Source organism: Telluria sp. ZB4P37, from assembly GCF_059685855.1.
Genome location: NZ_JCASID010000012.1, coordinates 113909 through 133885 on the forward strand (window position 1 = coordinate 113909; position 19977 = coordinate 133885).

Here is a 19977-nt window from a genome sequence, read left to right on the forward strand (position 1 = left end):
AGCTTTTGCTTCCTATCGTTTGTTGGACGGGTGGACTACTAGGGTGCGGCTTATGCGCCGTTGCCCTTGTACAGGCCACGGTGATCGACGGCTTTGGCGGCGAAATCGAGGCGGCACTTCCAGGTGACGCCGTCGATCTCGAAACCGTTCTGGCTGTCGATGACCGGGCCTTCGGCGCCGTCCAGATAGCAGTACTCGACGGTGTCGATCTGACCGCTGTTGCTGGCGAGGTACCAGGCGGAGGCACTGATACCATCCAGGATCGGCTCGACGATCGGCTCGACCGCGGTGCGGCCGCCCGTGCGGAATTCGTTCACGTCGCCGGCCTTGGCAGGAACATAGTTAGAGCTGGTCAGCTGGTAGGCATCCTGCTCCAGCGAGGCCGGCACGATCAGGAAGTTCGGCGCCAGGTTCAGCTCTTCGTTCTGCATGCCCTTCTGTACGCGCATCGCGGTGCGGCCAGCCTTAAGCGAGGACAGCTGCAGGGCCGACGGTGCGCCGGTGCCCAGATTGGCGTGAGCCGCATCGAACAGTGCGACGCCGTCGCCCATGGTCGGGTTGCCGGTCAGCTGGCTGTACACCAGGCGGTTCTCGAGGCGGCTGGAGCTTGCACCGAAGGCGGATACAAGACGTTCGAAGGCGCGCAGATCGTCGTTGACGATAGCCTGACGGGTCAGCGACACCATCCGGCCGTAGGTGACCAGGGCGTAGTTCACGCCGGCGTCCTTCATCGTGCCGTACTTGAATTCGCCGTGCTCGTTGGTCTGCAGCAGTTCCGGTGCGCCCGACAGCTGCACCAGGCTGATGTTCTTGAAGTCCGGTGCGTTCGGCGCGCGGCGTGCCCACTGGGTGTAGGTGCCGGCGTTCTCCGCGTAGGCGTCGCGCAGGCGCTTGCTCGCGACGTTGGCGAACAGAGCGGCGAAGTCACTGGTGCCGTGCATGCCCGAGCGGTAGTGCAGCATTTCCTGCGCCAGGGTCATGCGGTCCATGCCGCGGGTGTTGACGCCACGCGCTTCCAGGAAGTCGCGGCCGATCTCGAGCATGCTCATGCCGCGGTACTGGCGACCGTTGTCGGTCAGCTTGGTGCCGGCATGGATGCGGTGCATGACGGCTTCCTCGATGCCGGCAATGCGGGTCCGATGCTCGTCGCTGACGGTCAGAACGCGCACGTTATTGTGGCCACCGCGTGCGGCATCGCCACGGGCCAGCTCTTCCAGCACGGCGGCGCGTGCCTGGTCGACGGTGTTACCGCTGCGGATCAAGCCAGCAGCCAGGTTGGTCACGCCGTGGCGGACGCACAGCTCGGTGATGTCAGCCGAGCGAGTGGCTGCGTCCTGGGCGGCGCGGGTTGCGGCATCGTCAGCAGCTGGGTCCGAGGCAGCGGGCGCGGCAGGTGGTGCCGACGCTGCCGGGGCGGCCGAACGGGTGGCGTCGACAGGCGCAGGGTTCTGGGCGCCCGACTGGGTAGCAGTGGTCATATTGTCTTCCTGGTTGGGTGGAACGGGATGGGCGGGCGCCCGGGTGATGAACTCGCATGGCATACCGCCAGCTGGCTGCTCACGCGTGCTTGCGTTAGCGTCGGCAGGGACGGTAACAAAACTGATTTCGTATGGCTGCCAGTCGATGGCGCGGTACAGTGGAACGCTGCCACCGTCAGTGCGGTCAACCGCCGGCGTGATTTCGTACTTGCGTACAACGTAGCCAAAGCTAATGGAGCGGATGACGCCAGCCTTGATGTCAGCAACCTTGCCAGCCATGTCGTCACGCGTCGACAGACGCAGAGTGGCAAGGCCCTGCCCACCCCGGATGCTGCCTTTCGTGGCAACGCCCATAATCGAGTCGACGCCGTTATAGATTCGGTGGTTATCGAGAACCTGCACCACCCCGGCATCGAAGCGCGACATATCGACGGCTTCGGACGTTACCACCAGTTCCTCGTCAAAATAAGTGTCGCGGTGCCAATCGTAGCGGCGCACTAGTGCGCCGGTAGTAGTCCAGACGCAATCGATGGTGTTAGCGGCCTCGTTAAAAGTCGAGGGTTCCAAGACCGCCGCACGAGTCTGCACCGGCATCGTGCCGGTGCCAATTTTTGATGGGTGGATGGAGGGCTGAGCAGTAGGCGTCGTCATGTAGCCCATTCTGCTGATTGCTCTGTCTCAATTCTCGGAAAACTGAGACAGATTTTTTATTGCGCTAATTCTTTGAATCAGACACGTAGTAGCGTCCAGCCTCGATCACCAGGTTCTTGGCTGGATAGGGGGGTACAACCTGCCGTTCGACAGCCTCGCCCAGCTGCAGGCCGGCATCACCTGGCGACGGTAATGCGGCAGCAGTCGTCGGCACGTCTTGCTGCGCGACGCCCGCGGCTTCCTTCGCGAGCAGCTCGCGAACCGCAGGCAGGTCGTGTACGTTAATCATCAGTTATCGACCCGGTTAAACCACATGGTGCGATCGAAGCGCTCGCCGTTGGCACATCGCACACGGGCAGTCCAGTAATTCTCCGCACCCTGCGCGACGTCCATCCCGCCGAGCTTGATCACGACGAAGTTGCCTTGAATTGCTGGCGGTATGAGCACCTCCACGCCGGCGACGACTTCCTCAACCGATACGGCTGACGTGCCGCGATCGGACAACTCCTTCGTGATGTTAGCGACGAAAAAACTTTCCTCGTCTGGATCCTTGTCGACCCACCACTTGCCGGCGCTGAAATATGGTTCCGGTGCGTTCGTCATTAAATTTCCTTTGTTCTGTGCAGTAGATGGGACGTCAAAATATACGACGCGCTTACCGCCGCCGAAGGTGACGACGCGCGAGCCACCGCCGAAGACCACCACCCGCGGTGCCGGCACGTCGGCGGCATCGATGGCATCTCCGCCAGGGTCGGGTGCCGGTGGCGGGGCCCGCTTGGGGAACTGGCCCAGGGCCAGCTCTCCGATTGCTGAAAATCCAAGCATCAGTTCACCGTGAAGAGGGTTGTCGTGGTGCGCACCGTGCGCCCGTTGGTCATGACGTCGGACCCGGTGAACAAGTTGCCGCCGGCGCCGTTGTCGACGAATGGATACGGCACATCATCAACAATCGGGTTGCTTGGATTCGCGTACATACCAACCAGGTTGCCCACCGTGACCGGGAAGACAGTACCTCCCGGCACGCTGATCGTAAACTTGTCAGCCGCGATGATGGCGACGACGCCGGCCACGATCGTGCCGCTACCAACTTCCTTGACCTGCACGCCCGTCGCCGGCTGGTCGGGGGTGCGCAGCCTCAGAATTGCGCCGGCCTTTTCGTGCGCGACAGTGACGGTGATGACGTTGCCGACGCGGGTCGCGCTGATAGGCTTCGGGCCCAGGGCGCTATACGGTGACAGCCCCCACAGATGTAGCACGGCCTGCAGCGCGCGCGACTTACCCATACGGCGGAACTTCTGGTCAGGGTTGCCGACGATATCGCGCATGTGCAGGTTGTCAGCGGAGGTCTTACCGTCCTCTGACGTCCCGGGCACGGTTGGGTCCAGGTCCAAGCATTCCCAGCCGGCGCGCACCTTCGACCAGTTATTCGAACGGGCGTAGGCGTCAAACGCGTAGACGGCTGCGCGGCGCAGCTCGACATTGGGCACGGTAGGCATCGGCGGCTGATTGTCATTGTTATAACCGTAGCTACCCAGCACCGCAGGTAGAAAGGCCAGGTCTGCGGCCGTGCGGCCGAACTTCGTCGCGTGCGCGAGCAGCACGTCGTTATACAGGTCCTTCAGCGCCTGCTCGGTTTGCAATTGCGTAAGGCTGTCGCTCGACTCCATCCCGTGAAAGAGCCAGGCCTCGACATCGCCGAGCATGTAATCGGCGGACGAGTTGAGATTGACCGGGCCAGCTTTCGCGCCGGTGCCAAGGAACAGGGCGCTATAGGCGAAACCGCCCGGTAGGAAGGCCTCGATCCCGGTGGCGTTGAACGCGAACGGGATGAGAAAAACCGGGATCTCGCGCCCATACTTGGCTGACAAGGCGGCGCTGAGCATGCGGATAAAGGACATCGCGCCCCCCTGTGAGGCGCCTGCGTCACTGCCGGTGTTCGTGCTACCGGTGCCGTTCGTCGCGCCGGTCGAGACGAAGCCGTCAGTGCCGCGGAAGCAGCTCTTTTTCGTGGCGTAATAGCTGACCTCGTTCAGTGCGGTGCCGGGCACTGGGTCAAACGCGCCGCCGGCGCTAAGTTGGCCAACGGTATTCGATTGCCCCAGCCAGCCCAAGCCCGGCCCGACGCCCCAACGTTGGCCACCTTCATCGTGCAGGGTGCCCACGCGGATATGGAGCAGGTAGTTCGTGCCGATGCGCGCGCCAGGCATGAATGCGAGCCCTTTGCCGGGCGCAAGCTGCACGATGTCGGTCGCCTGCTTCCAGTCGGCGCCGGGAATGGAAACGCCGGTGTCGGCGTCGACGACGCGCGCCTGCAGGCTGAGCGGAAGCTCGCCGGCGAAGTCGAACAGGAATGCGACGTCAGCATGGCCGCCGTTCGCGTCGCCCGAGGTGCCGGCTTTGCGCTGCGTGACCGGGAAAGCCAGCGTGTGCGCCGTCCTGAACTCGCTCAGCGTGAGCATGGTCGTCAGCTGCGGGGCGACAGGCGCGGCGACAGGCGCTGCGCTCAGGTCGAGAAGGCCGCCAGGCAGCCGAACAGGGCGCCCGTCATATGTTCGAAGCCAGGTCATCAGGTCAGAACCATTCCAATTGGTGTGCCAGTGCCGTTGTCATACGGCTCTGCAGTGCCATCCGAATACTCGAGCCACAGGTCATACGTGCCCGCGCTGCCCCAGATGAACAGGGTACCGGCAGAGTGTCCATAGAGGCCATAGTAGGCATTCGAGGTGTCCCCGTCTGCCCAGCCGCCAAGGCGAGTCGGCGCGCGCTTCTGGCCGTTGCTCGTCTGCGTGGCCATGTTCGGGCGCACTGGATTGCCTTGCGCGTCGCGCTTGCTCCAGCTCCACATGACGAGTTCGGCAGTGCCGGCCGCTACCCCTGCGCCGGACTTGACCTGAAGTGCCACCGAGCCGTCGTAGTAACCGTTCGTCGAGATGTTGCCTGCGGCTGGGTAGATGACGGCGGGGAAGTTCGCGCCGCCAGGAGTAGCCGACTTTCGGATGGTGTAAGTCGAATCCATACCGGCGACAGCCGCAGACGTGGTAACGGTGGCTGCCAGCACATTAGAGGTGCGGCCGGCACCATCGCGTGCTCGCACGCGCAGGTTATACAGGGTCGAAGCCGTGGCGCCCGTCACATCGCGCAGCAAGGTGTTGCCCTGCTGGACCCAGGTCGTGCCGCCGTCCGTGCTGGTGTCGTAGCCGACCACGGCAACGTTGTCCGCGCCCGCTGGCCATTGCATGCGGTAGCCGGTCGCGGTGACGTTGGCGGTAGTCAGGCTGCCCGACATGGTGGGGTCGGTGGTATCCGCCGACGCTGCGGTGGTGACAGCCAGTGCCAGCACGTTGGACGGGCTGCCGGCGGCGTCCAGCGCGCGCACGCGGGTCTGATAGGTGGTCGATGCGGTGCGGCCGGACACGTTCACGGTCAGCACGTTGCCCACGTTCACCCAGGTGGTGCCGGCGTCAAGGCTGTACTCGTAGCGCGCCACGCCCACCGCATCGGTGGCAGCTGGCCACGAAAGATCAAAAGAGATGGCGGTGACGTTAGAGGACGACAGCGCTGCACCGCCAGCAAAGGCTGGGCCGGTGGTGTCAGCCGGAGCGCCGGCGCCGAACAAAGCGCGCAGGGCCGCAACCGTTCCCTTGAGCGTCTGGCCGGTTGCTGGGTCCGTCAGCAGCAGCAGATGCGAATCTGCCGGGGCGACATTGGCTAGGTCGGTGATCCTTACGCCATTGAGATAGTCGGCCGGCGCGGTGCAGAGCGCTTCCTTGGCGCCAGCGGGGAACACCGCTGCCGCGCCGCCGTTCGAGCTGCCGAGGACCTGCACGCGGGTCAGCAGCGTCGCGCTGGTGACGGTGAACTCGCTGATCTCGAAAACGCTGCCCATCTCCACGGCTAGCGGGATGGTTTCGCCCAGGGCCAGGTCGCCGTCAGCGATCGCTTGAGCGAGGGTGCGGGCGCCAACAACCGAACCAGCCACCGCTACGGTGTTGGTGCTAGTGGCGGTAGTCAGGAACTGCAGTCGGTCAACGAGTTTCATTCAGGTTCCAAATCAACAATTTATTTTTCAGTGGCTTGCTGCTGAGTCGGCAGATTGCCGCGCTGCAGGAACAACAGCACGTCCAGGATCCCCATATCGCGCAGCTTGTCGATGTCGCCTTTCAGTTCAGTGAAGACGACATCCGGGTCGTAACCACGCTGGCGGAGTTTCTCGCTAATGCTTGCCAAGCCGCCGCCGATCTCGGCCAGATCGGCTTTTACGTCCTGCTCCGGATTCACGTAATCCCACTTCGGAGGGCTAAAGTCGACCGCCTTGTCGATTGCGCTGATCAGGCGCGCAAGGTACGCGTGCTCGATGAAGGCATCGTGGATCGGAACCAGCAGCTTGGGGATCAGCGTCAGCCACTGCATCTGCGTCACCCCGCGGCGGAAGTCGAGCAGGCGAACGCGCGCGCTGCTGAAGTTCACCTCGTTCAAGTCTCCGGTAAGCAGGTGGTACGGCACGCCGATGCCGGCGGCGATCAGGTGCAAATTGAATTTGAGGTAGTCGACATAGCCCGGCGCGGCCTTCGGTTCAACGACGGTAAAGTTCATCCCGGACGGCATACCGAAGATGCTGCCGCCGCCCAGCTCACCCATGTCGCGCATGCCTGACCCTTGTGTAGCGCCGCCCTCACCCATTCCAGCTGGGTTGTCCATCTGCGACAGGTCGCCGCTGGCCAGGACCGACAGGCGCGTTTCCAAGTTCTTGCGCGCCAGCTCGGCGTCCTCGTACAGCTGGAGGTCGCGCACCCGGGTGATTACGGGCGCCAGGCGGGTGAACCCGCGGCCCTGCCCGGGGCGGCCCGGATTGAACAGGTGGATGATGTCCTTGGCCGGCACGCGTTGGCTCTGCGCGCGTCCGCGCGCGACAGCGATCTCGCCCGGGTGCTGATCCCACAGGTAATAGGCGGCGACCGCGCCCAGCATGTCGTACTCTACGCCGTTAATAATCTGGTTGCCGTTGTATGTGCCCGAGCGCGCGTCGTCGAGCCAGTCGATCTCTAGAAGCTGGAGCTGCAGCGGCACCGGTAGGCCATCACTCGCACGGCGAGTCCGCAGGCGCACCAGCACTTCGCCGTCCTGTTCCATAGCGAAGTAAGCTGCTTTTACTAGGCCGAAGAAGTCGAAGCGCCCATCGGCGTCGCAAACCTTCCACCAGTCCTTAAGCAGCTGGTTGATCTTTTCCTTCTCGCGGCCGGTCGCGCGCGGGATGATGCCAGCGCCGACGGTGGCCACCGCCAGGCCGTCCAGGCCGGCCCAGATGTACGGGACGTTCTGGACCAGCGCGCGTGCCTTGGTGCGCAGCGTCCGGGCGTCGGCCCGGTGGTCCGAATTTGCGCTGGCCCCGGCGCGGCGCGGACGCCAGCTGTCGCGCGGGCTGGCGGCCTCGTAGGCGCGCTCGAGCTGGCGGCGCGCGAAGTGCCGCGAGATGCCGGCGCGCGGGCTTACCCAGCCGACGATCTTGTCGATCAGATTCGGCATCAGTCGCCCCTGCTAGTGGTGAAGCGGAAGCCAAATAGGCGTGGGCCGCGGCTCAGCATTCCGCCGCTAAGCACCTGGGCGGTGTGCTGACGCGCGGCGATCATCTGCGCGGTGTTCTGGTAGGTAACGCGCCGGCCGTCGAATTCCACCGACAGGGCGCCGGAGGCGATTGCTGCGTCAAGCGCGTCGAGGTCTAGTTGAGAGATGGCCATGCCGCCAAGGGTAGCGGGGCGGCTGTCTCAATTCTCGGAAAACTGAGACTTATTTAGGCCGGCCCGATGTCTTGATGATCCGGTACACGGTGGCGCGGCTGAGCTGCAGGCGGCGGCCCACCTCGGCAGCGTTACGTCCGTCGAACATCCGAAGCACGTCCTGCACGACCTTGTCGCGCTCGGCCTGCGACCGGCGCGGGATATAGGTCTCGATGCCGGCAAACTCCCGACGCGCCATCTGCTTCAGCTCTTCCGCCCGACCGCGCATGTCGGGGAACTCGACAACGATAAACTCAAAGATCCGGTCGACCAGGTCCGAGTTGTCCAGGATTACATCGCTCACCACTGCCTCCCGGTAGGCCGACGCGAAGCGCTGGAGTTCGAGGAGGGCTTCGCTGTCGGCTGCCATGGGTCGGTCCCGGTATTATTTTGTGGTGGAGATAATGGTGTTGCAGCGGGTGCCGGTGCGGCGTCGCTGTCTGCCGCTGCTGGCTGGTCAAACATGTCGGGCGTGTCAGGATCCACGAGGGCGCGCACCATCTTCCATTGAGCCGGGGTTTTCTTGTGCAGGCCCAGGTACTGCGCGCACGCGACGGCGTAGACCATCAAGTCGCCCGCCTCGTTGCGATCGCTCTTTTTCTTTTCCCAGATCCGCACCTTGCGCCCACGCTTGAAGACGTTCACGCAGTACTCGGCGGTCAGCTGCTCGTAGTACTCCTTCGGCAGATCGGCCGGGAAGTGGATCGCGCCCGGGCCGCTGGGCAGGTGGTAGCGCGCTGCGAGGTAGTCCTTCGCCGTGTCGGTACCGATCATCCACAGCTTGACGCCGTGTGGCATGGTCTTGCCCTGCCAGCTGGCATCTACCAGCGAAGGCTTCACGCCGAGGATAGGCTTGTTCGGGGTGGATGAGCCCTTGATCGCGTAGATGTGGCGGTGCTGGCGGGTGCGTGTGAAGTTGTAGACGTCATTGGTATTTGCGCCGCCCGAGTCGATGAAGGCAGCGGAGATCGCCAGCATGCGTCCGCCGTCATGGCGGTACCGGACCTGGAGCGCCTCCTCGAGCTTGTCCTGGGTGGCCTGGTCGGAGGGCGAGCCGGGGATCACCTGGTAGTCGACGATCCAGGCTTCCATGCCTTCACCCCACGCAACGACCTTCAGCTCGAAACGGTCGGGCTGGGTGTCGACGGTCGCGCTCAGCACCAGGCCACCCTTCGGGACGGTGCCGCACTTGTAGCTTTCGGCCCGGGCCTGCAGCTCGCCCGCCTTGGTCTGCTCTTTCTTCCGCTCCCAGCAGCGCGCCAGGCGCGTGTTGTAGAACGTGATCATCAACTCCTCGCTGCCCTCGTCCAGCTTGGCCCGGGCGGCGCGGTACTCGCGCAGCATGGCGATCCACGGCAGCCAGCCGTAGGGCGCGAACATGGCGTTGATCGTGAAGCTCACCGTCTCGCCATCGCCCGGCACACCGTGGGACCACAGGCCGCGTGCGAACATGCGATTCTTGTCGGTCTCGTACATCACGGCGCCACAGTCGACGCAAGGGTAGACAGCGCGCCCCTCGTCGTCCTGCTGCAGGCGCTCGAACACCAGGGGCTGTGCATGGCCGCAGTGCACGCACTCGGCGAGCGCCTCCTGCTGGGTGCCCTGCTGGTACAGGCTTTCGATAATCGACTGACCGGTGATGGTCGGCGAGCTGGGGAAGTAGCTCTTGCGGTTGCGCTCGAACGTGGTCTGGCGGGCCTTGGCCAAGGCGACGGGATCGCCCTCCCCGTTCACGTTGTTCTCCGCGCGGTCGACCTCGTCGAACAGCACCCGGCGCGCCGGGATCTCCGACAGGTTAGCCGCGGCGCCAGCGGTGACGATATGCAGCGAGCCGCCAATGTATTCCTTGGTGTCGAGCGTGTTGACGGAATCGCGCGAGCGCGGCGCAGCGACACGCTCCCGCACTTCCGGTACCGCAGCGATGGTCTTGCTCACGCGCGCGCTGGTGCGCTTGGCGAGCTTGCCGGTCGGGAGGATCCACAGGAAGTTGGCCGGCGACTGGTGCACGCTCGCGCAGAACCAGTTCAGGCCGACCTGCGTCTTGAGCATCTGGGACGCACCCATCAGCGCGACGGTCTTGCACAAATGGGAATCGGACAACGCCTCCATCACCTGGCGCGCATGCGGCGTGCGGCTGGTGCGGTACTTGCCCGCCTCGTTCGCGCCTGACTCCTTCGGGATGATCATGTACCGGTCCGCCCAGGCGTCAACCGTCATGTTCGGGTCCGGCGCAAGCCCGCGCGCCAGCGCTGGCTGTATCACGGCGGCAGCTGGTGCGAAGCCAATCATTCGAACGCCGCCTCCACTTGGGCGCCCAGCTTCTCGTTGAAGCCGTGCGCCAGGCTTTCGAGCAGCAGGCGATGCTCGCGTTCGATCACGGCCTCGCATTCGTCAGCGGTAGTCAGGGCCGCTACGTCGGCGGCAATACGGCGGGCGCAGTTCACCAGGCCGTCGCGCAGCGCACGTGCGGCTTCGAACACCTCCGCATCCACTTCGCTTTTGACCAGGAACTGGCCAGCCTGCTCGGCCAGCTTGAGCTCGGCGAGCGTTGCCTCCGCCGCCTCCCGGCGCGCACGGCTCGAATCGTAGCCCGGCACCTTCGCTGGAGACTCCGGACCTCCCGCCCCTCCCGCACCCGCTGTCGCCCCGGGCTGCGCCCCACCTGCCAGGGGGTCAGGCCGGTTGCCGTTCGCGCGCTGGCGGGTGTTCTTCGCGTAGAGGTGCGACGCATACTCCGGGTCGACCTTGCCATCGGTGACCGGGATCTCGCAGCGCTTCACCGCGTCGTACGCGGACTGGCGGGAGATCCCCACCAGCTTGGCCCAGTCGGCAATGGTTGTCAGGTTCGGCATATGTTTCGAGTCGTTGTCAGGATGTTTGTCAGGAAATGTTTTCGGGTTCCGCTAGTGCGCTGACGGGGCCTGAATTACCCTTGCCAGCCATACCCCGGGAAGAACCTAACCCCGGGGGGGTGCTATCGCTGCCGAATGTCGACCATTGCGAAGATGAACTTCAAGGTCTCGGCATCGGCCTCGAGGTACAACTGATCTGCCTGGGTATAGAACGCCCCGGACACATTCACCCCATCCTTGAACACAGCGATGCTGCTACGGCTGTAGTCGCTGAGTGCGCCACAGCTGTCGTCCATCGCGATACTGATTTCAAAGCCCCGGTACGGGATCTTGGTGCAGGCGTGGCCTGCGAGTTTTGGTGCCCAGATCGTCATGTCGTAGTCCTATGCTGCTTGCCGCCCTCATCGCCGGGCGGCATGACGTTGTTCTTATCGCAGGCGGGCAGTGGCCAGCGCCTTGGCCAGCTCGACCTCGAAGTGCACCGGGAAGCGGGCCTCGGCAGTGGCCTGGCCGACCTCGTGGAACTTCAGGCGTGCGCGGTACTCAACCTTCGACACGAAGAGGAAGACCGGGCGGATCGCACTGCCTTGCGCGAAACGGCGCTTCAGGTACACGCCAGGAGGCAGGCCACGGTTCCCGTTCGGCAAGGCGAAGTAGGTGACGCCCTGGCGCGCGATGGTGCGGTTCGAGCGCTGGCTGCCGGTGGCGCGCGACTCGTGGCCAGCACCGCGCTGCACCTTCAGTTGCGAGAGGATCTGGGTAATCTGGCTGCGGCGGATGTTGCCGTTGGCGTCAAGCTGGGCGCCGGCAGCCGGGACTAGGAACCAGCCGGCAGGCATCAGGCCGTTCGCCTGCAGCAGCCGCTCAGCACCCTTGTGGCCACGGCCACCGCCCAGGATCTGCGGCAGCAGGAAGCGGTCAGCCGGCGTACCCTTGCCGAATGGGTTGTCCTTCACCCAGACACGCGCCTCGAGGCTGGCCTTCGTTGCGCCCTTGAGGAAGGTGCCGTTCAGGGCATACGTGGTCGGGCGGTCGAACGAGGCGCGCATCTCGTCCTTGATCGCGGCCTGGACGTCCTTGGCGGTGCGGGTCAGCGACACCGCGGCGACGAACGTGCCCTGCCGGCCCAGTTCGCTGATCCGGTCGGCCATGGCCGGGAAGGTGGTCTTCACGTTCATTCGCATATCCGCTCCTCACTTTGCAGGCTTTGCAGCCTTGTTTTCAAACCCTGCGCGCTTGAAACCCGCATGGACACTATCTCTTAGCTGGGTATGCAGGCATGCAGGGTTGTTTTAGATATGGCTCACAAAAAAAGAGAGCCTCAACAATTCAACGATTCGCGCCTACATGCGCAAAACCCGGCAAACCCTACCCACCCTGGTACAACCCACTATCCATGCGGCTTCCAGCCGCGCAGGGTTTACATGCAACCCTGACTACCCCTGCAATACTCGGTCCGCACGAACGTCGGACAGTTTCCTGAACTTGGCGATCTGCTCATCCAAGGGGTCCGGGTAATCGGGGTTCTCGACGACGAACACCATGCGGGTCTTCTTGTGCGTGCTGTCGACCGCCACGAGCTTCTTGGTCTTGTGCTCGCGGCTGCCCACCAGGCCGGCGAACTTGCACAGCGTCAGAGGCTTCTCTCCGCTCTTGTCGCACCAGCGCTTGTAGATGATGTACAGGTCTTCGGACAGGCAGGAGCAGTACGGCGCATCCAGATAGCCGTCCTTCCAGGTGCGGTGGAAACTCATCCACCCGGCTAGGCCGAACTCGATCACGCGCTCCTTCGCCAACGTCATCGGCGGCTTGGTGTGCTCGTTGAAGTCGTCCAGCGGCAGCTCGAGCAGGAAGTGATAAAAGGCCTCAATGCCGCCCTGCGCGATCGACTCTTGCACCGCCTCATAGAAAGCCGGGTCCTGCTTGCGCCTCGCCTCGACCACCATGAAGCGCCGGTCTTCCAGCTCGATCGGGATCGGCTGCGGCTCGTTCGAAAGGAACACCGAGTTCATGTGGTTCCGCTCGTCACGCTCAGGCAAGTTCTTCTGGTTGATGCTCATCGACTTGCCGGTGATCATGTACTTGAGCGTGCCGTTGTGGCTATACTTGTCGTCCCGCGACAGCACCTCCTCGAACAGCACGAACAGCTTGCGGCTGCGCCAGGCGGTGAAGGAGGAGTCCAGCTGGTGTTGGCTGGCCACCGTGCCGTAGTCGCCGTAGATCGGCAGCATCACATCCTGGAAGAATAGCGACTTGCCAGTGCCCTGCTTCTCGCCGAACATCAGCAGCGCGGTCTGCATCTTGGCGCCCGGGTGCTGCAGCGGGTAGGCCAGCCAGCGCAGGATCCATTCAACACAGTCCTCGGTCTTGTCTTCGGCGTCGCACAGTGATGCCAGGAGCGCGAGGATCGGTCCGATCAGCTCGGGTTTGTTCTTCGGTTGCAGCGGCCAGCCCAGGAAGATGTTCATGTGGCTGACCGGGTCGGCGGTCTGGGTCGGGTCGAATACCAGGTTGCGCGCCTCGATGGTCTTGCGCTGCGCGTGCTCCTGCCACTTGCCCGTCAGCTCGGCGGTGTAGTCAGCGCGCACGGCGCCAAGCGACATCACCTGCTGGCCGATTGCATCCCAGACCGTTTCGGTCCCGCGCAGCAGCGTCAGGTTGTCGAGCATCTCGCCCAGCTTGCCGCCCCCGCTCCCCCCTTCGACGGCGCGGCCGCCCACGAGGGTAGGCAGGGAGTCGCGCGGGATGGTGCGGCGCTTCGGGTCTTTCTCCCAGGTCGACGCCAGGTCCTTGCCGACCCATGCAGTGAAGGCCGATTTCTTAAGGCGCTGGCGGCGCAGGCTGTCCCACACGTCGGTAGTCGGATAGATCAGGCTGAAATGCGCGAGCAGCACCTCTAGGGTGGGAACAACGATTCCTGGCGCCTCGACCAGGTCGGAAGGCGCGGAAGGTGGCGGCACGTCGTCAAGGTAGGCCGGTACATCGGGACTGGTGGTGGCCGCGGCCCTCAGTGCAATGGGCGAACCAGGAGGACGCGGAGGACGCCAGCCAGCATCGACAGCCATCTTGTAGACCGTGGCCACCGTGATGCCGCCGTCACCGCCGAAGGACTTCCAGTGCCCCTCAAGATCCTTGATCCCGGCATACTTTGAGGAGCGCGAGGACCAGTAGTCCCACACCGGCAGCCCGTTCGGGCCCAGGGCAGCATAGATGCCCATGCCTACCCGGATCCAGTCGTCGTATCCACAGTCGGATTTGATGCACGCAAGCGCCGATTCAAGTTTCGCGCGCTCGTCGGTCGCGACAGGTGCTGCCAGTTGAGTTCGCGAAGGGCTCACACCCTTGGCCTGCTGAACCGTCAACTGCAGTCGGGCCAGCACACGTGGATCGATCGCGGCAACGTGCCCAGGGGTGTCGGGGAATTGGGACGCGGTGAACGTGAAGAACTGGGCGCCGCAGAATACCTCGAGGCCGATGTCGTTTGACTTGAAGGTCTTGGTTTCGCCGGAAACGATGATGTGCACGCCCTTACGGGACGGCGAGTACTCGGTGTACGAACCGCACGCGGAGATGATGTCGGCTGCACGCTGAGCGACGGTACCGCTTTCGTCAATGCACCCGTCGATGTCGATACCGATCAGGCCATCGCCTGGCAGGAATGCGAAGCCGATGCCGGAATAGCCGGCGCCAAGCCGCGCGAGCGCAGCAGGCAGCGACACCAGTTCGCCGCGGTCCTCGTCGCTGCCCTGCTTACCAGCACGGCGGCGCCCGGAGACGTAGTAAGGCATCTTCTTCGGCTTTTTCTCACCTGGTTCGAACTTCCAGACCAGCCATTGCGGCCGGCCTGCCAATTCAGCAGGGATTGCGCTCACGTCAAGCTGCGACATGATCGGCCTCCTCGCTTTGCAGTTCGGCCAGCTGGGCACGCAGGTGCGCGAGGACGTGGCTCTTGTCCATCGGCGCTGGAGCAGGCGGCATGTCACGAAGGCGACGGCGCATTGGTTCGATCACAGTGGGGTCCGGGGTCGTCTTCGGTTCAGCGGCCATGACCAGCTACTTCAACTGCGGCCGCCGGCTGGCGGCAGTAAATCTGGAACATGAGGGCCATTAGCTCGCCCATGGTCTTGTGCATGCGCTGGCCGATGCCTTCGAGGTCGTTGCGCTCGCGCGCGTCGATCTCGTCGTCCTTGACCGCCTGGGTGTATGTGGCCGACAGTTCGCCCAGCTCGGAATACAGCTCGTGGAACTTGTCGTGCAGCTGCTCGCCGCTGAGGCCTTCCGCCTGAGGCAGCTCCATGAACACCCCACCCGATGCGGCTGCGACGGCCTGGGCGAAATGCGTGGTGCCGGCGTGCGCCTGGATTAACAGCGCTGTGGCCACACGCATGCCGGAGCCCTTGACCTCGTACACGCGCGCCTCAAGCTGCGACCTGGTCATGCCGAGCGTCGCCGCGGTGCCAGTCCAGCCGTGCACCTTGATCATGTCTTGGTAAGCGGTCAACATTTCCACAGTATTTCCTTCCGTCTCTTGGGTATCGCTGCCGCGAACGGCTCGTTATCATTTCTGCTAGAAGACCATTCCAGAAGGCAAATGATTTCCTATGTGCAACTCTTCACGCGGCATCAAATCACGCTTGCTTCAAAGGCTCACCAGGGAGCGCAAACGGAGTGCTTTAGTTTTTCAGGTGACCTTGTTTGTTCGATCAGGGCGCTTACTGACCCTGTCGGCCATTAGGTTCAGAGGCAAGTTTAAATGGCAGGTGGAAGATCATTCTTTCGACGCGCTTGATGAGAACCGTCCAAAGTACCTATTCGCTCCTTGTGCAGCTCAAGTAATCGGCTTCCAATGAGCATTGATGGACGAGCGCCCCGCTTGCCGTGCCGGAAAGCGTTGATCGTCGGCTGGCTACAAGGAACCAAGTCAGCAAGCTGCTGCTCGGTCAGGCCAGCTTCCAAGAGGTCAGAGGTGATTTTTTGAAAGTCCATACAAGGCACATTATCACGAACGTGTTTGAGCAGTCAACACCAATGTGTTTAGGAAGTGTATTACATTCGTGATATGAACAACTTGGCACAACGTCTAATTCAAGCCCGTGAACGCAAGGGCCTCACGCAAGGTGCGCTTGCCAAGCTCGCCGGCGTCTCGCAGAGCACCATCGGCAACTTGGAGGCGGGCCTGCGTAATTCGGCCCGCAAAATCCTTGAGATTGCGGAGGTTCTGGAAGTCGACCCGGCCTGGCTGGCAAATGGAAGGGGTGAGGCAGCTACCGGCACGAGTGTGACGCCGCCGACTCGACCGCTGCCTCATGCCGAGCAAGAGGATGATGGATTTATCACCAGCGACTCAGCCATTGTGGGCGGCGGGATGGGCGTTCGGGTTGGCGACGGCCCCGCAACCATACCGATTCGAGCGGTAAAGCTTCGCCTGCAGGCAGGGGTGAGCGGCTTTGTAGCTGAGCCTGACATGGAGATCGATCATGGATATTTTCAGGTTCCCAAAGACGTCATCGACCAGCTGCGGCTGAATCCAGAGGACCTGATGGTTACGTCGATCAAAGGTCGCAGCATGGAGCCGATGATGTTCGAAGACGATAAGGTACTCATCGATACTTCGAAACGCCGCCCGAAGAACAATGAGTGTTTTGCGGTGAACTGGAACGGTGAGGCAATCGTCAAGTGCCTGATCAAAAAGTCCGAGGGCTGGTGCCTCTATTCGTTCAATCGCGACTTCCCTACGATCGATGTGCGCAGCGGCCAGTGCAGCATCATCGGCATGGTCATGTGGCAGCCGGCCAGGATTGTATCGGGGCGCCTGTAACGATGGATTTTTGTACTGAAGTTCCGTTTATGTGCGGCCCGGCGGCGTACCGCGTAAATGTGGCAGGGGAATCGTACTACGAGAATAGTTTCAAGGAGCTTTGCGGAGAGCGAACCATCGAAGGGGTGCGCATCAAGACAACTGCGCGCCTAGAGCTGTGCGACGACAACCCCTATGACAAGCAAGCAGTCCTTGTGACGATCCAGGGATACCAGGTAGGGCACCTGTCACGGGAGGATGCACGGGCCTTCAGGCGGCAAGTGCGGTACGGCGCCCTTTCCGAACATGAAGAGTTCGAATGCGCAGCGATCATCTGCGGCGGATGGGACCACGGTGAAGGCGACACCGGTCACTTTGGCGTTCGGCTGGATCTGTCACTAAACGAAGATTAAAAAGGCGCTACGGCACGCTTAGATGCCGATGGGATAAAGATATGGCATTAGTCGCGTGTCACGAGTGTGGTGCGAAGGTGAGTAATCAGGCTCAGGCTTGCCCACAGTGTGGTGTAAAGCCGAGGCAGGGTATGAGCCTTATGTCAAGGCTGATCTTGGGCCTCATTGGCATCGGTATCGTGTCATCAATGATCGGGCAGAAGTCAGATCCGGCGCCGGCAGTGACGGCCGCGCCGAAGGAACCGGCCGATCCCAAGATCGAGCTGCGCTTTCAGAAGACGGTTATGGTAGCCAAAATAGTTAAGTCTGCACTACGCAACCCTGACAGCGTAAAATGGGGCGGGATGCTGGCAAACGACGACGCCAGTGTGGTCTGCATCGAATACCGCGCTCAAAATGGTTTTGGCGGGATGAATATGGAGCACGTGGCCTTCGCCAAGGGCAAGCTGCAGACGTCTGCTCAGGCGTGGAATAAGCACTGCGCCGAGAAAAAGATGTGGGACATGAAGCTAGTTAGATACGCAATTTGATTGCATTAACGGCCCAGCCGATGGAAAAGTAAAGCACTCATCAACGTGAACGCCGAAGCCCGCCATACGCGGGCTTTTTTGCGTTTGTCCAACAAATTGCATTACCCATAGCAAAATATTCGCCGCTTCAATCACGATTGTGTTTGACAGTGTTAAACACATACGTGATAATTAACTCCATCGATACCGCTTATTCCTGAGCCCGATTGGAGAACACGATGGCACTACCTGATCCTTGCTGCCTGCATCCTCAAGCCTCACGTGGCAATAAACGTTTCAATATTCTGGTCCGAACGTTTGTTGCGCCATATATCTACACCGCTCTTTCCCCTTCTGCCGGCCAAGCCGCTGAAGACGCTGCAGAACGCTTCGCTGATGTCCCCTGCGGTATCACTGTCACCAGCGGCGAGGTGCAGTGATGCTATCCCCATCCGTCAGCCGTGACTGGAACGGCATCTACATCGAAGGCCAGCAGTTCGGCGTGCGCCTGCACCCTTCAGCAGAAGGCACGATCAGCGTGGACGTGCTGGGCCTGCCAGCGCTCACTGGTTTCGATAGGCCGTGCCGTTTGTTAGGTGAAGATCGCCAGTCTTTCGCGCCGGCAGAGATTCATGTCGACGATACGCGCCTCAAATGTTTTGCAGCGGACAAGCATCTTCCCGCCCTGCGCCATGGATTCGCACTCGAACTTGAGCCGGGGATGGCGCAGCAGCTGCGTGCATGGGTGGGGAAGCTTGCTAAGACCGCCTCAGCGTCTAAAGCAATCGCTGACATATTCACCGCGAAGTTGCCGTCTCCGATCTACCACATGCACGACTCGATCACATCTGTGGTCCGACGCATCGTCTTGGACGGCTGGCAGGCCGAACACTCCGTTGCTTACGAGCGCGAACACGGCATCTGGTCGAGGGAGCTGGAATTCATGGCGATGTTCGATACGACCGAAGTGGCGCAGGCCCTGCGCGCACTTGCCAACCAGGCGAGCGTCGACCAGCCGCTCGGCATCGACTGGTGGAACGGCATTAGCGAAGAGCGCCGCGCGTACTGGCTGGGCGTAGCCGGATCCGCAGTGCCGGCCGACGCTTGGCACGCATTCCGCGAGTCGGAAAGCGCCCTGGCAGTGAGCGGCTGACATGGGTTTCTTCGCCCGCTACCGCTACTTCCGTTTCACTGGCCTGGGACGCATCGAGTCGATCCGCCGGGCCTACAAGTTCCGCATGTACTGACATGCAGCGCATCTCGCCAGACCGCGCCGCCCTCGAAGTGGCGCACATGAGGCTCCAAACGGATGCCGACCTGGACGAGATGCTCCAGCACCCTGCCCTCAAATTGATTTTGGAGGCCGTCGCCCGCCGGCATATGCAGCGCCGCGCGCGCATCGACGTAAAGAAGCTGCAGGCCAACGACAAATAACTATGGCATACGCAAACCACATGGCCTCCCTGAAGGCCGCAGCCGAAGACAAGAACAATCCGGCTGTATCGAAGACCAGCCAGTTTGCCGTCGACCCGCGCGTCATCGAGGTCGAGGAAGGGTTTAACGCTCGTCCGCTGAACGCGGACCACGTGGCCGAGATGTCGCTAGCCCTGCGTAACGGCGCGACCTTCCCGCCGCTAGACGTGCGGGTCGAGGACAACCGCATCCTGATCGTGGACGGCCACCACCGCCACGCTGCCGCGCTCGACGCGATCGCCAAGGGCCATGAGATAAAGGCCCTCGACTGCCGCCAGTTCCGTGGCAACGATGCCGACCGCGTGGCGCACATGCTCAACAGCGCGTCGGGCCTAGCGCTCACACCGCTGCAGCTCGGCGTCCAGTATCGCAAGCTGATCGGCTTCGGCTGGACCGAGAAGCAGATCGCCGACCGTCGCGGCAAGTCCACCCAGCACGTCAAGGACATGCTGCTGCTCGCCGAATCGAACAGCGACGTACACCAGGCAGTCAACGCCGGCCAGATCTCGGGCACTGCTGCGCTGAACATCGTCAAGAAGCACGGCAGCAAGGCCGGCGCGGTCATTCAGGAAGGTCTGGAAGCCGCCCAGGCATCGGGGAAGAGCAAGGTTACCGCAGGCGTCATCGCGCGCCGCGGCGGCGAGGTCTCGGACAAGCAGATCGTCGACTGGCTGGTGGCGAACCTAAAGATCTCCGAGCAATACGAAAGCGACAAGAACCGATTTTATGAACTCGACCTGACCATCCCGAAGACGGTCGGCGAGACCACCGACCTGCGCGCCCTGCTCTCGGCAGCCGCTGGTCACAACTAAACCAGCCCGAAAGAACAGCATGAAGCAGAACACGATCACCCTTGGCACTACCGTCAAATTCGACAGCGATACCGGTCCGCAAACCGGCACCGTGCAAGAGATCAAGACCGACCTCAGCAATGGCGCCAAGGTTGCCCTCGTCCGCGTGCCGGGCACCCTCGACAACGCACCGTGGCAAGTCCCGGTCAATAAGCTGGTCCACGCGGAGGCTGCATAAC

The 19977-nt window shown here is 62.5% G+C and carries 24 protein-coding genes; 8 read left to right on the forward strand and 16 right to left on the reverse strand.

Annotated features, from left to right (window positions below; translation table 11 throughout):
• Window positions 1-50: 50 nt before the first annotated feature.
• The 16 genes from AC56K1_RS17850 to AC56K1_RS17925 form a co-directional block, all read right to left on the reverse strand.
• On the reverse strand, window positions 51-2138 hold the full coding sequence (locus tag AC56K1_RS17850) for a prohead protease/major capsid protein fusion protein (RefSeq protein ID WP_497159140.1): 2088 nt from the start codon (window positions 2136-2138) through the stop codon (window positions 51-53).
• A gap of 55 nt (window positions 2139-2193) precedes the next feature.
• Window positions 2194-2418, reverse strand: a complete 225-nt coding sequence (locus AC56K1_RS17855; protein WP_497159141.1) for a hypothetical protein — start codon at window positions 2416-2418, stop codon at window positions 2194-2196.
• A complete protein-coding gene (locus AC56K1_RS17860; RefSeq protein WP_497159142.1) occupies window positions 2418-2954 on the reverse strand; it encodes a hypothetical protein in 537 nt (178 codons plus the stop codon). Before AC56K1_RS17860 ends, AC56K1_RS17855 begins: the two co-directional genes overlap by 1 nt.
• Entirely contained in the window at window positions 2954-4588 is a 1635-nt protein-coding gene (locus tag AC56K1_RS17865) for a hypothetical protein (protein ID WP_497159143.1), read from the reverse strand. The genes AC56K1_RS17860 and AC56K1_RS17865 overlap by 1 nt, the downstream gene beginning before the upstream one ends.
• A gap of 107 nt (window positions 4589-4695) precedes the next feature.
• Window positions 4696-6168, reverse strand: coding sequence for a hypothetical protein (locus AC56K1_RS17870; RefSeq protein WP_497159144.1), 1473 nt, complete (start codon window positions 6166-6168; stop codon window positions 4696-4698).
• Between the two features lie 20 nt (window positions 6169-6188).
• On the reverse strand, window positions 6189-7652 hold the full coding sequence (locus AC56K1_RS17875) for a phage portal protein (protein ID WP_497159145.1): 1464 nt from the start codon (window positions 7650-7652) through the stop codon (window positions 6189-6191).
• A complete protein-coding gene (locus AC56K1_RS17880; protein WP_497159146.1) occupies window positions 7652-7864 on the reverse strand; it encodes a phage head-tail joining protein in 213 nt (70 codons plus the stop codon). Before AC56K1_RS17880 ends, AC56K1_RS17875 begins: the two co-directional genes overlap by 1 nt.
• A 49-nt stretch (window positions 7865-7913) precedes the next feature.
• On the reverse strand, window positions 7914-8273 hold the full coding sequence (locus AC56K1_RS17885) for a Mor transcription activator family protein (RefSeq protein ID WP_497159147.1): 360 nt from the start codon (window positions 8271-8273) through the stop codon (window positions 7914-7916).
• Window positions 8204-10192, reverse strand: coding sequence for a phage terminase large subunit family protein (locus AC56K1_RS17890; protein ID WP_497159148.1), 1989 nt, complete (start codon window positions 10190-10192; stop codon window positions 8204-8206). The genes AC56K1_RS17885 and AC56K1_RS17890 overlap by 70 nt, the downstream gene beginning before the upstream one ends.
• Entirely contained in the window at window positions 10189-10755 is a 567-nt protein-coding gene (locus AC56K1_RS17895; protein WP_497159149.1) for a hypothetical protein, read from the reverse strand. The genes AC56K1_RS17890 and AC56K1_RS17895 overlap by 4 nt, the downstream gene beginning before the upstream one ends.
• Before the next feature lie 122 nt (window positions 10756-10877).
• Window positions 10878-11129 carry a hypothetical protein gene (locus AC56K1_RS17900; RefSeq protein WP_497159150.1) on the reverse strand — a complete coding sequence of 84 codons (252 nt, stop codon included), beginning with the start codon at window positions 11127-11129 and terminating at the stop codon, window positions 10878-10880.
• Between the two features lie 54 nt (window positions 11130-11183).
• Complete coding sequence (locus AC56K1_RS17905) at window positions 11184-11933, reverse strand: hypothetical protein (RefSeq protein WP_497159151.1); 750 nt, start codon at window positions 11931-11933, stop codon at window positions 11184-11186.
• A gap of 258 nt (window positions 11934-12191) precedes the next feature.
• A complete protein-coding gene (locus AC56K1_RS17910; protein ID WP_497159152.1) occupies window positions 12192-14642 on the reverse strand; it encodes a DUF5906 domain-containing protein in 2451 nt (816 codons plus the stop codon).
• On the reverse strand, window positions 14629-14754 hold the full coding sequence (locus tag AC56K1_RS17915) for a hypothetical protein (protein ID WP_497159153.1): 126 nt from the start codon (window positions 14752-14754) through the stop codon (window positions 14629-14631). Before AC56K1_RS17915 ends, AC56K1_RS17910 begins: the two co-directional genes overlap by 14 nt.
• 37 nt (window positions 14755-14791) lie before the next feature.
• A complete protein-coding gene (locus AC56K1_RS17920; protein ID WP_497159154.1) occupies window positions 14792-15259 on the reverse strand; it encodes a YmfL family putative regulatory protein in 468 nt (155 codons plus the stop codon).
• Between the two features lie 245 nt (window positions 15260-15504).
• Entirely contained in the window at window positions 15505-15741 is a 237-nt protein-coding gene (locus AC56K1_RS17925) for a helix-turn-helix domain-containing protein (RefSeq protein WP_497159155.1), read from the reverse strand.
• A gap of 73 nt (window positions 15742-15814) precedes the next feature.
• Between AC56K1_RS17925 and AC56K1_RS17930 the strand changes: the two genes are divergently transcribed.
• The 8 genes from AC56K1_RS17930 (at window position 15815) to AC56K1_RS17965 (ending at window position 19976) form a co-directional block, all read left to right on the forward strand.
• Complete coding sequence (locus AC56K1_RS17930; RefSeq protein ID WP_497159156.1) at window positions 15815-16573, forward strand: XRE family transcriptional regulator; 759 nt, start codon at window positions 15815-15817, stop codon at window positions 16571-16573.
• 2 nt (window positions 16574-16575) lie between these two features.
• A complete protein-coding gene (locus AC56K1_RS17935; protein ID WP_497159157.1) occupies window positions 16576-16965 on the forward strand; it encodes an HIRAN domain-containing protein in 390 nt (129 codons plus the stop codon).
• 140 nt (window positions 16966-17105) lie between these two features.
• Complete coding sequence (locus AC56K1_RS17940; RefSeq protein WP_497159158.1) at window positions 17106-17495, forward strand: hypothetical protein; 390 nt, start codon at window positions 17106-17108, stop codon at window positions 17493-17495.
• Between the two features lie 218 nt (window positions 17496-17713).
• Complete coding sequence (locus AC56K1_RS17945; protein ID WP_497159159.1) at window positions 17714-17914, forward strand: hypothetical protein; 201 nt, start codon at window positions 17714-17716, stop codon at window positions 17912-17914.
• The gene (locus AC56K1_RS17950; protein WP_497159160.1) at window positions 17914-18627 is read left to right on the forward strand and encodes a hypothetical protein; all 714 of its coding nucleotides are present in this window, start codon (window positions 17914-17916) and stop codon (window positions 18625-18627) included. Before AC56K1_RS17945 ends, AC56K1_RS17950 begins: the two co-directional genes overlap by 1 nt.
• Window positions 18628-18722: 95 nt before the next feature.
• On the forward strand, window positions 18723-18908 hold the full coding sequence (locus AC56K1_RS17955) for a hypothetical protein (RefSeq protein WP_497159161.1): 186 nt from the start codon (window positions 18723-18725) through the stop codon (window positions 18906-18908).
• Window positions 18909-18910: 2 nt separating this feature from the next.
• On the forward strand, window positions 18911-19759 hold the full coding sequence (locus AC56K1_RS17960) for a ParB/RepB/Spo0J family partition protein (protein ID WP_497159162.1): 849 nt from the start codon (window positions 18911-18913) through the stop codon (window positions 19757-19759).
• Window positions 19760-19778: 19 nt separating this feature from the next.
• The gene (locus AC56K1_RS17965; RefSeq protein WP_497159163.1) at window positions 19779-19976 is read left to right on the forward strand and encodes a hypothetical protein; all 198 of its coding nucleotides are present in this window, start codon (window positions 19779-19781) and stop codon (window positions 19974-19976) included.
• Window position 19977: the final 1 nt, after the last annotated feature.

What these genes read in the sequence shown, in the direction of transcription:
- AC56K1_RS17915 (WP_497159153.1), bottom strand. Translation starts at nt 14,754, where the DNA reads ATGCGCCGTCGCCTTCGTGACATGCCGCCTGCTCCAGCGCCGATGGAC.
- AC56K1_RS17960 (WP_497159162.1), top strand. Translation starts at nt 18,911, where the DNA reads ATGGCATACGCAAACCACATGGCCTCCCTGAAGGCCGCAGCCGAAGAC.
- AC56K1_RS17935 (WP_497159157.1), top strand. Translation starts at nt 16,576, where the DNA reads ATGGATTTTTGTACTGAAGTTCCGTTTATGTGCGGCCCGGCGGCGTAC.
- AC56K1_RS17860 (WP_497159142.1), bottom strand. Translation starts at nt 2,954, where the DNA reads ATGCTTGGATTTTCAGCAATCGGAGAGCTGGCCCTGGGCCAGTTCCCC.
- AC56K1_RS17870 (WP_497159144.1), bottom strand. Translation starts at nt 6,168, where the DNA reads ATGAAACTCGTTGACCGACTGCAGTTCCTGACTACCGCCACTAGCACC.
- AC56K1_RS17890 (WP_497159148.1), bottom strand. Translation starts at nt 10,192, where the DNA reads ATGATTGGCTTCGCACCAGCTGCCGCCGTGATACAGCCAGCGCTGGCG.
- AC56K1_RS17945 (WP_497159159.1), top strand. Translation starts at nt 17,714, where the DNA reads ATGGCACTACCTGATCCTTGCTGCCTGCATCCTCAAGCCTCACGTGGC.
- AC56K1_RS17875 (WP_497159145.1), bottom strand. Translation starts at nt 7,652, where the DNA reads ATGCCGAATCTGATCGACAAGATCGTCGGCTGGGTAAGCCCGCGCGCC.
- AC56K1_RS17965 (WP_497159163.1), top strand. Translation starts at nt 19,779, where the DNA reads ATGAAGCAGAACACGATCACCCTTGGCACTACCGTCAAATTCGACAGC.
- AC56K1_RS17850 (WP_497159140.1), bottom strand. Translation starts at nt 2,138, where the DNA reads ATGGGCTACATGACGACGCCTACTGCTCAGCCCTCCATCCACCCATCA.
- AC56K1_RS17920 (WP_497159154.1), bottom strand. Translation starts at nt 15,259, where the DNA reads ATGTTGACCGCTTACCAAGACATGATCAAGGTGCACGGCTGGACTGGC.
- AC56K1_RS17900 (WP_497159150.1), bottom strand. Translation starts at nt 11,129, where the DNA reads ATGACGATCTGGGCACCAAAACTCGCAGGCCACGCCTGCACCAAGATC.
- AC56K1_RS17940 (WP_497159158.1), top strand. Translation starts at nt 17,106, where the DNA reads ATGTCAAGGCTGATCTTGGGCCTCATTGGCATCGGTATCGTGTCATCA.
- AC56K1_RS17955 (WP_497159161.1), top strand. Translation starts at nt 18,723, where the DNA reads ATGCAGCGCATCTCGCCAGACCGCGCCGCCCTCGAAGTGGCGCACATG.
- AC56K1_RS17895 (WP_497159149.1), bottom strand. Translation starts at nt 10,755, where the DNA reads ATGCCGAACCTGACAACCATTGCCGACTGGGCCAAGCTGGTGGGGATC.
- AC56K1_RS17910 (WP_497159152.1), bottom strand. Translation starts at nt 14,642, where the DNA reads ATGTCGCAGCTTGACGTGAGCGCAATCCCTGCTGAATTGGCAGGCCGG.
- AC56K1_RS17885 (WP_497159147.1), bottom strand. Translation starts at nt 8,273, where the DNA reads ATGGCAGCCGACAGCGAAGCCCTCCTCGAACTCCAGCGCTTCGCGTCG.
- AC56K1_RS17880 (WP_497159146.1), bottom strand. Translation starts at nt 7,864, where the DNA reads ATGGCCATCTCTCAACTAGACCTCGACGCGCTTGACGCAGCAATCGCC.
- AC56K1_RS17930 (WP_497159156.1), top strand. Translation starts at nt 15,815, where the DNA reads ATGAACAACTTGGCACAACGTCTAATTCAAGCCCGTGAACGCAAGGGC.
- AC56K1_RS17905 (WP_497159151.1), bottom strand. Translation starts at nt 11,933, where the DNA reads ATGAACGTGAAGACCACCTTCCCGGCCATGGCCGACCGGATCAGCGAA.
- AC56K1_RS17855 (WP_497159141.1), bottom strand. Translation starts at nt 2,418, where the DNA reads ATGATTAACGTACACGACCTGCCTGCGGTTCGCGAGCTGCTCGCGAAG.
- AC56K1_RS17925 (WP_497159155.1), bottom strand. Translation starts at nt 15,741, where the DNA reads ATGGACTTTCAAAAAATCACCTCTGACCTCTTGGAAGCTGGCCTGACC.
- AC56K1_RS17865 (WP_497159143.1), bottom strand. Translation starts at nt 4,588, where the DNA reads ATGCTCACGCTGAGCGAGTTCAGGACGGCGCACACGCTGGCTTTCCCG.
- AC56K1_RS17950 (WP_497159160.1), top strand. Translation starts at nt 17,914, where the DNA reads ATGCTATCCCCATCCGTCAGCCGTGACTGGAACGGCATCTACATCGAA.